This is a genomic window from Candidatus Krumholzibacteriia bacterium (genome assembly GCA_029865265.1).
Classification (GTDB): Bacteria; Krumholzibacteriota; Krumholzibacteriia; order WVZY01; family JAKEHA01; genus JAKEHA01.
This window is the reverse complement of the sequence record JAOUHG010000059.1, coordinates 1-9,245: the sequence shown is the minus strand read 5'-3', so window position 1 is coordinate 9,245 and position 9,245 is coordinate 1. Positions and strand designations below refer to the sequence as shown.

The following is a 9,245-nucleotide window of genomic DNA, read 5'->3' as shown; positions in this document are numbered from 1 at the left end:
AGATGGGGGCGCGCGGGTTGAGGCCGCGGATCACACGCCGCGCCTCCGCGAGGTCAAAGTCGACGTGCGCGAGCAGGTCGATTTTTGATATGACGACCGCGGTCGCAGTGCGGAACGCGAGCGGGTACTTGGCGGGCTTGTCGTTGCCTTCCGCCGTGCTCACGATGGTCACGCGCTCGTGCTCGCCCAGTTGAAACTCGGTCGGGCAGATGAGGTTGCCCACGTTTTCGATAAACAGGAGCCCGTCGCGCGGCGCCTCCACGCGCTCCAGCGCGTGGCCCACCTGGTGCGCGTCGAGGTGGCAGGAGCGGCCGGTCTCGATCTGCGTCACCGGCGCGCCGGTGCGCGCGATGCGCTGCGCGTCGAGGTCGGTGGTCTGGTCGCCCTCGATCACCGCGCAGGCCACCGAGCGAGCGAGCAGCCCTTCCAGCGTCTTCTCGAGCAGCGTGGTCTTGCCCGCTCCCGGTCCGCTGATCAGGTTGAAGCAGCGCGTGCGCCGCTCGTCGAACAGCGCGCGGTTCTCCGCCGCAAAGCGATCGTTCTCCGCCAGCAGCGCCTTCTCCACCTGGATGAGCGTGGTGGATTGGGTGGCGTGGGTGTGTTCGTGATGATGATCGTGGTGGTGGTGATGGCCGTGCCCGTGCTCGTGTCCCACGGCGTCGGGCTGGCCGCACCCACAGGTTCCGCACATGTCAGGTGACCTCCACGGAGCGCAGTCTCATTTCCCGGCCCCCTTCGAGCCCGATGGGCCACGCGCCGCACTCCGGGCACGCGCTCATCAGGCTGTCGACCTCGCTGGTGGCCGAGCAGTCCACGCAGCGCCCCTTTGCCCGTTCGATCTCGATACGAAGTTCCGCCCCGTCGCAGCGCGTTCCCGCCGCCGCCACTGGAAAAGCAAAGACCAGCGCGTCCGGCTCGACACCGGTGAGGGCGCCGAGCACGAGATCCAGCCCCACCACGCGCGCGGCGCCATGGCGCTCGGCTTCCGCCGCCGCACTCTTCACCAGTTCACATGCAATGGAAAGCTCGTGCACTAGTGCCCACCCAGGCCCGGTACCGCCACAAATATCCATACGACGCCCATGATCAGCGAGACCAGACCCGCGCCCGCCTGCACGGCCATGCGCGCGCGCGCGCCGCGCAGCACCCGCTGCAGGGTTGCGCCCAGCATTCCGGTGAGAAGGGCCATTCCGAGAATCGACCCGATTCCGAAAACCACAATGTAGACCAGACCCGACGCAATGCTGGGCATGCTGGCCAGCACCATGGCCGCCAGCGCACCGGTTCCGGCCAGCCCGTGCACCAGTCCCAGCATCAGCGGCCGTGGCGCCAGTACAAAGCGGCCCACGTGCACGTGGGGAATGGAGCCGGCGTGGGCGTGTTCGTTGTGCCCGTGCGCGTGAAGGTGATGCGGACCGCGGCGTCCCTCGCGCAGTGCCCGCCGCAGGCTCGCAGCACCCAGGCCGATGAGAACGAGTCCCACACCCAGTTCCGTCACCGCGGAAAACCAGGCCGGCAGTTCCAGGCGCATCACCAGCAGCGTGCCGCCGGCGGCGAGCAGGGCGAGCGTGTGGCCAACGCCCCACGCCAGGCCAACACGCGCCGCGCGCCGGGTGTTGCTCTCTGCGGATACGATGGTGGAGATGGCGGCCACGTGATCGGGCTCGATCGCGTGGCGCATGCCGAGAAGAAGGCCAAGACCGGCAGCGAGGGAGAACAGGTCCATGGAATCGCACCTCCGCACGCGGCCAGGCGCCCAGCAACTGTCCGGAGCTCTCCGGCGCCTCCGGAGGCCCACGACCCGGACAGTCATGCGAATCCCAATCTCAGGCTTGAGTTATACGCCCCCACGGGCGCCCCGTCAATAGCCCCTGGGTGCCCCGCACGGCGTCAGATGGCAACCTTGACGAATGCGGAAAGCTTGCGCCAGAACCACCCCGGCGGCGGAATCAGTTCGTCCACCTGCTCGGGGGTTTCCGGCCACGCGCACTGCCCGCCGAGCAGCACGAAGTCGAGTACACCGGCCAGGCTGCGCACCCCGCTCAGGACCAGCATCACCTCGCCGTTCAGCATCTGGCTGCGGTAGTCCATGTTGGAGCTGCCGATGGTCAGGTACGAGATCATGGTGGCGCGCTGCTCGGGCGGAAGGGCGCTGAAGTAGTTATCGAGAAGGGTCTTTACCTCCTGCGCCAGCGCCTCGGGAACTTCACGGACGTTGCGCATCGAGTCGGTCGGGGCCCCCTGCTGCCGCGCGAGGTACAGCGTGTATTCCTTGAAGACCCCGGCCCACTCGGGACGGGACATCAGGCCGTTCCACACCTGCGCAGAGGCAAAGAAATTGACCTTGAGGTGGAGCTTGGGACTCTCCAGCGAATCCTTCGCCGTCAGGTACTCCGGCTTGTAGCCGGCTTCGTCGAGGTAGCGCGGCGCCTCGGCTGCAACGTCGCCGAGCTTCGGACTGAAGTGATACACGCGGTCGGCCCAGGGCAGGTCGAGGGACATCGCCTGGCGGATGCGGCCAGCCAGGTCACCCACGCCGTGCCTGGGGGCATAGATGCCCACGCGCAGGATGCCCCCTTCGCGCTCCATATAGTCATCCATTTCGTTTCCAAACACCACCAGCCGCTTCATCAACCCGCTGGCCCGTGTCATCTGCGGCGTTCCCGAGCTGGGTGCCGCGCGCAGCGAGGGCGAAATGACGAGTGAGCAGCAACCCCGCAACGCGCTGCCAGCCATGAGCGACGCGTACACGTAGCTCTGCCACAGCGAGTCCGGCACGTACATGACGGACCCGGGCGGCATGAGGCTGTAGAGCACGCACTTGCCCACGCTGAGCTGCTTGGGCGTGAAGCCGGTGTCGTTGTGCAGTTCGGTGACGCTTCCGGAGACGTAATCCGGCAGCGACGCCGCCTCCCGGGTGATGGCCTCGTCGTAGCCCGCGCCCTTCGGGCGGGGGCGGAACGGAAAGGGGATCTGCTCGTCGGTGAATCCCTGCGTCTTGAGCAACTCGCGGGCGGCATTCTTCGTGGCCAGTGCCGCCGGCCCCTGCAGCATCAGCGCGCGATCCTCCCAGGTGGAACCGGTGTAGTGCTCGCCGATCCCCATGCCGGTGAACATCGTCATGCCGCGATAGGGGTCATCCTCGGAGACGTCGTAGAAGACGATCTTGCGGTGGTCGCGCATGTGGTTGTCGGGGATGGGCATCTTGCCGATGATCTTCATGCTGTAGAAGGAGAAGTCGGCGGGGTTGGTGATGTTCACCTGCACGCGGATGCGATTGTTGAGCCACTTCTCCCCGTACTGGCTCTTCTCCACCTGCAGCATGAGCGAACCCTCCACCGCCTTGCGCAGGTCGCCCTGCAGCCCGGTGATTTCGGCCTCCCATGCCGCGAACTTCTTCGGGAGATCCACCTTGTGGTGCATGGGATCTTCGAGAAGCGCCATCCACAGGCTGGACTTGTTGGCCTCGAAATAGAGCTGGTCCAGGAAGACGAAGTACATGGGGAGCTTGCCGGTATCGTCATAGGCACGCACGCGCTCGGTGAACGCCAGCAGATAGTTCTTCACCTGTTCGTAGGCAATGGCATCGGGCTCGCCGTTGTGATTGACCCCGCTCATGTCGTGGACCCACAGGACGTGGTAGTCCTCCGCGAGCCGCACGGAGCGGGCCATCTCGTACTGGAACTCCTCGTTGATGATGTACCAGGTGCGGTTGGCCGGCGTGAACGGAAGCTGCGTGGCGCGCGCGATGATGGCGTCGAGTTCCGTCTGCGTGTCGTGCTCATCCGGAGTGAACCCGTACTGCAGCGGCAGCCACACGTAACGGTTGTCTCCCCAGCGCTTGCTCAGCCGCTCACGATTCTCTTCCATGGCGTCGCACAGCGACTGGAAGACAAAGACCACGCGCCTGGCCTGTTCGTCGTCGAGAGTCTCGCTGGAAAGCAACGCACGCGCCGCGTCCGTCTGGGCCACGGCGATGAGTCCGGACAGCGTGTCCTTCTTCTTCAGCTGGCCGTGCAGATAGTTGTACGGAAAGATGACGTCGTCCAGCAGGATGCGTCTGGCCTGCACGGAGATGCGGCGCCCCATTTCCGTGCTGTGGCCGGGCGCCACCGGTCCGCCGCTCTCCGCAATGGAAAACGCGCGATCGAGGGTCTCGTGGTAGACGCGTATCTCCTCGTTGACGGTGTGGCCGTTGGGGAACAGCGCGTCCTTCGCCGCCATGTGATCGCGCAGTTCCTTGATGCGCGGCGCCATGGCCTCGGCCGCGTCCGAACCACCGTACTCGGCGAAGGGCTGTGTCAGTTCCTGGACCCAGCGGGCACGCTCGTGCAGGATGTCCAGCACCTGGAAGAGCGTCGAGTCCACGTTTGCCAGCCGAGCGGCCTCGAGGCGCTCCGGCTCTCGGCTGTCCATCTTGACGTAGTCGGACTGCGGGCGCGTGAGGCCGGCGTCCCGGTCTCCGATGGGGAGGGTGAGGCCGATGGTGAAGGTCTGATCGCGGGTGGGAAGCCAGCGGAACGTCATGGCGGAACCCGCGCCCACGATGCCACGCCGCCGCACAGGAATGTCGAGCTTGAGGATGAAGTCGCTCTCCTCGCTCTTCGCGTTGTAGTCCACACCCCCGCCGATCAGAAGGCTGGGAACGGTGAAGTACGCGCGCACGCCGAGGTCGGCGTCATTGCTGCGGCCACCGAAATACCCTTCGACACCCAACGCGGCAATCCCCACCATCGGGTTTCCGATGTGGCGCATGATGCCGGCATCGATCAGCCCGCCGTTCTGGAGATCCGAACTGGGCTTGTAGGCCTGGTACTCCAGGCCCACCGTGGCACGCCAGTGCGAGGGAATCCCCATGGCGCGCGTGAACCCACCCTTGTCGGGCGGCCGGTCGGTGGGATCGACGGCATGGGAGCCGGCAGGAATGAGAAAAAGTGCCGCGGCAACCGCCGCCAATAGCGTGCGTGCATTCATGGTGGCACTCCCGGCTTCAGGTGGCGTGTTCCGCGGTTCGCGATCGCCACGGAGAAACGGCGTCAACCCCCGAGTCCGAACTTCAGCCCCAACAGGAAGGCGAAGCCACGGTTCCTGGCATCCGCCAGCGAACCGGAGGCACCTGTGTCGAACACGTCGGTGGCGCCAATGGTGTAGCGCAGATCGCCCGGGAAAGAGGCTCTTCACAACGACGCCTCCTCGGGAACGACGCGGCCGATGCTTCATTATCCACCGCCTCATGGCCATGTCAATGGATACGGAGGACCACGCCACGGCGCCGGAGTTGAGAGGAGCAACCAGCTTCAGCGCGTCACCTGCCGGCGGCGAGAATCCAGAGTTCCTCTTCGATCCGATCGAGGAGTTCCACCCGGGTCTTGATCCCCCGGTAGAGCTTGCCGTTCACCAGGATTCCCGGCGTGGTTGAAATGCCGAACGAGACCCCCTCGCGCTTCTCCGCGCGCACCCGCGCGAGCAACTCTTCGGATTGAAGGTCGGCGCGGTATCGCTCGAGATCGAGTCCGACGGTCGCGGCACAGGCATCGAGCGCCTCGTCGCTCAAGTCGGCCCCGTGCTCGAAGAGCATGTTGATCATCTCCCAACCCAGCCCCTGACGGTCCGCGGCGAGGTAGGCGAGCGCCGCCGGAATCGAGCGCGCCTCCTGGGCGAGCGGGAAGGTCTTGAACCAGAGGCAGACGCTGTCGGGCATCGACAGGCTGATTTCGTGCAATGCCGACACCGCAACCTTGCACACCGGGCACGCGAAGTCGGCGAATATCACCACCTGGACGGGCGCGTCCACGCTCCCCGAGGGAACGAGTCCGGACAGGTCGGGGTGGAACGTCTGCGCCGGAAATGCGGACTGCTTGCGGTTGGTGATCGAGGTGAGGATGTTCTCGGCCGGGCGATTGGCCGCCGCGCGGCGTGCCACGAAGTTTGCGAGGCGGGTTCCGATGGAATCACCGGCGACGAGGCATTCGAGAACCGTCCCTTCACAGCCGCCGTAGCAGCGCGCCGTGCGGAGCACCTCTTCGGCAACGCCGCGCTGCTCCTTGCTGAGCCCGCGCGCATCGGCGATGCGACCCCAGGGAACATCCTGCCCGTGGGCCGGCGAAGCCGACAACGCGACCGCAACACCAATCCATGCGTTCCATCGGGCGGGTGTCTGAAGCATCGCCCAATCCAGTTTCACGGCGTTTCCTCCTCGACCCACGCGGTTTCGTCACGGGATTATAGGGCTATTCGACTGGTGTGTCGCCCCGGTATCCCACCGCCTCCATGAGGTGGCGCACCGTGATGGCCTCGCTGCCGTCCAGGTCCGCGATGGTCCGCGCCACGCGGACGATGTGACCGCGTGCGCGGGCACTCACCATGAGTGACTTCTGCGCCTTTACGAACAGCGCTTCGGCGGAGGAATCCATCGCGCAGAATGTGGCGAACAACCCGTCGGGGAGCCGCGCGTTGCAGTCGACGCCGTCGACATCGTTAAACCGCTCGGCCTGAATCGCGCGCGCGCGCGTGACCATGTCGCGCATGGTGGCGCTGTTCATTCCGGTCGCGGTGGACTTCCACATCTCCACGTCCACCGCTTGCACGGTCAGGTGAATCGCGATGCGATCCAACAGCGGACCCGAGATCTTTCCGATGTAACTCTCGCGCTGCAGCGGCGAGCACTTGCACTGCTTCACCTTGCTCCCGTGGTAGCCGCAGTGACAGGGGTTCGTTGCCATTTTGCTGCTTCTTTAGGGGAGGGGGAGGATGGGGTGACGGGGGGATTCAGGTCTTTCATTTACAATCACTTACGCCCCGTGCCCCGAATACGCAGCACCCGGCGAACCTTTCTTTTCGAACCATGCGGACTACTCCGAATGGCGCCGGATTGACAACCTCAAGCGCTGATGGCAGCCGAACGAGGGAGTCGGAACCCGTCAGACGAATGTGAGACACCCAAACGCGACGCACCCGCTCGCATCGTCGTAGAAGGTATAAACCTCGCCCCTGCCGTCGTTCCCGATGTCGCTCGCCTCAAAAGCTGTCACAGCCTCCTTGAGAGATGAGCTGCCCAGAAGTCCTCTTCTATCGGTGCTCCCCTACAGCGGGATCCCGCACTTGAATGACTCGAACGCTACTATCATTGCTAAAATAGATAACCACCATTCTATCGCCGCCGTGGCTATCAAACGAGACCTCCACCGAGTAACCATGGACCCCCTCAGGATCCAGCGATCCCCAGTGCCAGCGGCCGGCGTCGAACACCAGGGGAAAATCCGCTCCTGCAAATGGGCGCTCACCATAAAGAGCATCACACTCATCGTTAGCAATACCCACCGCGATTGTCAACGCCTCTGCCTTCGACAGCGCCGCCGCACCCATATCCCTATGCGCTGCTTGGCAGCCAGCCGCAAACACCAACATGACCAAGAGTCCTTTGAACATTCTAGTGCTCCTTCCGATCCGGAGGCCTAGGGCTCGTTCGGGTCCTTCTTGTTGTGCACGAGAACACCCCCAGCGTAGAACGCGTGATTGCCATCCACTTCGATGTTGAACACACGCACGCCCCGCGCAATCTGTTCCAGCGAGGTAATGGCCACGGGCTCGCCGTTCTCTCCAACGAGCTCATCACCGACCCTTAGATCCCGCGCCTGAACCCATCTGTCGCGGACTCGGAACGGATGCGTTCCGGTAACCTTCACAGTCCCGTTGATAAGATAATATCCGATCTCGACCGAACGATACGTCTCGGTAACACTGACCTGCTGCTTTCCCATGCCGTCCCCGGACATAGTCAGTACACGCTCACCGACCTCAAGTGTTTCAATGGGGGCATAGCCGGCGTCGGTCATCACGAGTGTTCCTGCGACAAAACAGCCACCGCCACCATAGCCACAGGCATCGAATCTCGTGCACGGTGACGAGCCACCCCCAAGGCATACGCGCCAACCCTGGCCACCACCGTCCGCGCAGAACTGAGCTTCCCCTGGTTTGATGGACACCCGGTTAAGAGTATACACTCTTAGCCTGGAGGTGTCGCTTTGGCCAACAGACGCAAGTCCTACCCCCGTGAGTTCAAAATCGATGCAATCAAGCGAGTCGTGGAAGACCGGGTGCCACAGGCCCGCGTGGCACGCGAGCTCGGGATCAGCGTGACCACCCTGGCCGGGTGGAAGCGCGCATACCTGGAGGATCCAGAGCAGAGTTTCCCGGGTCATGGCCGGCAGAAGCCGGACGAGGCGGAGTTCACGCGTTTGAAGCGGGAGAACGCGCGGCTTCGCGAAGAGCTGGAGATCCTAAAAAAAGCCGCGGCCTACTTCGCCAAGCATACGCGGTGAGGTGCGCATTCGTGGAGGCCCAGCGAGCGCGCCACGGAGTAGGCCAGATGTGTCGGGTCATGGGCATGGGTCGCAGCACGTTCTACGCGTGGCGTACGCGGGTACCGAGCCGGCGATCGGTCGAGGATGTGATGTTGACCCGCGAGATCCGGTTGATCCATCAGGAGAGTGATCGTACGTACGGAAGCCCGCGGATGTGGTTGGAGTTGCGGGCACGGGGTCACAGGGCGGGGCGAAGCCGGGTGGAGCGGCTGATGCGCCGGGCGGGCCTGGTGGCCAAGCACGAGCGCAAGTGGAAGCCGTCGCTACGCTCAGAACCGGCGGCGCGTGTCGCCCCCAACATCGTGGAGCGTCGCTTCGAGGTCGGTGTTCTAAACGCGGTGTGGGCCGGAGACATCACGTACGTGTGGACGTTGCAGGGCTGGCTGTTCCTGGCGATCGTGTTGGATCTGGGATCGCGTCGCGTGGTGGGCTGGGCGACGAGTGGGCGGGTGACGAAGGAGCTGGTGATCGAGGCGTTTCGCAACGCACTCGAGAAGCGGCTGCCACAGACCGGCGTTGTTCACCACTCGGACCGGGGCTCGCAGTACGGGAGCAATGAGTTTCAGATGATGCTGCGTCGGCACGGGATCGTGAGCAGCATGAGCGGTCGCGGGAACTGCTACGACAACGCGGTGGTGGAGTCGTTCTTCGCCACGATGAAGCGAGAGCGCGTGAGTGGTCGGCGCTACGCTACCCGGGAGGAAGCCCGGCGGGACTTGTTCGACTACATTGAAGTGTTTTATAATCGGAAGCGTCGGCACTCGAGCCTGGGCGGGATCAGCCCTGCTGAGTTCGAGGAGCAGATGCAAACATGTGCTTAACTGGGTGTCTACAGAACCGAGGGAAGCTCAATGATGTTACCCCACTGGCATCCATTTGAAA

Annotated in this window: 10 protein-coding genes; 2 read left to right on the top strand and 8 right to left on the bottom strand. The window is 64.2% G+C overall.

Annotated features, from left to right (window positions below):
* From hypB to OEX18_14960, 8 genes are all read right to left on the bottom strand, one after another.
* The coding region (hypB, locus tag OEX18_14995) for a hydrogenase nickel incorporation protein HypB (protein MDH4338575.1) at nt 1-691 on the bottom strand (691 nt) is incomplete at its 3' end.
* A gap of 1 nt (nt 692) precedes the next feature.
* Nucleotides 693-1,034 (bottom strand): hydrogenase maturation nickel metallochaperone HypA, encoded by a 342-nt coding sequence (hypA, locus tag OEX18_14990; protein MDH4338574.1) that lies wholly within the window; start codon nt 1,032-1,034, stop codon nt 693-695.
* Nucleotides 1,034-1,726 (bottom strand): hypothetical protein, encoded by a 693-nt coding sequence (locus tag OEX18_14985; protein ID MDH4338573.1) that lies wholly within the window; start codon nt 1,724-1,726, stop codon nt 1,034-1,036. The genes hypA and OEX18_14985 overlap by 1 nt, the downstream gene beginning before the upstream one ends.
* A 164-nt stretch (nt 1,727-1,890) precedes the next feature.
* A complete protein-coding gene (locus OEX18_14980) occupies nt 1,891-4,974 on the bottom strand; it encodes a hypothetical protein (GenBank protein ID MDH4338572.1) in 3,084 nt (1,027 codons plus the stop codon).
* Between the two features lie 331 nt (nt 4,975-5,305).
* On the bottom strand, nt 5,306-6,184 hold the full coding sequence (locus OEX18_14975) for a DsbA family protein (protein MDH4338571.1): 879 nt from the start codon (nt 6,182-6,184) through the stop codon (nt 5,306-5,308).
* Between the two features lie 46 nt (nt 6,185-6,230).
* Nucleotides 6,231-6,722, bottom strand: coding sequence for an ATP-binding protein (locus tag OEX18_14970; protein ID MDH4338570.1), 492 nt, complete (start codon nt 6,720-6,722; stop codon nt 6,231-6,233).
* Nucleotides 6,723-7,068: 346 nt separating this feature from the next.
* Nucleotides 7,069-7,428 carry a hypothetical protein gene (locus tag OEX18_14965; GenBank protein ID MDH4338569.1) on the bottom strand — a complete coding sequence of 120 codons (360 nt, stop codon included), beginning with the start codon at nt 7,426-7,428 and terminating at the stop codon, nt 7,069-7,071.
* 26 nt (nt 7,429-7,454) lie between these two features.
* Complete coding sequence (locus tag OEX18_14960; GenBank protein MDH4338568.1) at nt 7,455-7,985, bottom strand: Hint domain-containing protein; 531 nt, start codon at nt 7,983-7,985, stop codon at nt 7,455-7,457.
* Between the two features lie 39 nt (nt 7,986-8,024).
* On the opposite strand from OEX18_14960, the gene OEX18_14955 reads away from it, so the two are divergent.
* Together OEX18_14955 and OEX18_14950 are read left to right on the top strand one after the other, a co-directional pair.
* Nucleotides 8,025-8,321, top strand: a complete 297-nt coding sequence (locus OEX18_14955; protein MDH4338567.1) for a transposase — start codon at nt 8,025-8,027, stop codon at nt 8,319-8,321.
* A gap of 11 nt (nt 8,322-8,332) precedes the next feature.
* Nucleotides 8,333-9,184: an IS3 family transposase gene (locus OEX18_14950; protein MDH4338566.1), complete on the top strand. Its 852-nt coding sequence runs from the start codon at nt 8,333-8,335 to the stop codon at nt 9,182-9,184.
* Nucleotides 9,185-9,245: the final 61 nt, after the last annotated feature.

Bases quoted from the DNA above. Each gene is read 5' to 3' on its own strand.
- OEX18_14985 (MDH4338573.1), bottom strand. From the start codon at position 1,726: ATGGACCTGTTCTCCCTCGCTGCCGGTCTTGGCCTTCTTCTCGGCATG.
- OEX18_14980 (MDH4338572.1), bottom strand. From the start codon at position 4,974: ATGAATGCACGCACGCTATTGGCGGCGGTTGCCGCGGCACTTTTTCTC.
- OEX18_14970 (MDH4338570.1), bottom strand. From the start codon at position 6,722: ATGGCAACGAACCCCTGTCACTGCGGCTACCACGGGAGCAAGGTGAAG.
- OEX18_14965 (MDH4338569.1), bottom strand. From the start codon at position 7,428: ATGTTCAAAGGACTCTTGGTCATGTTGGTGTTTGCGGCTGGCTGCCAA.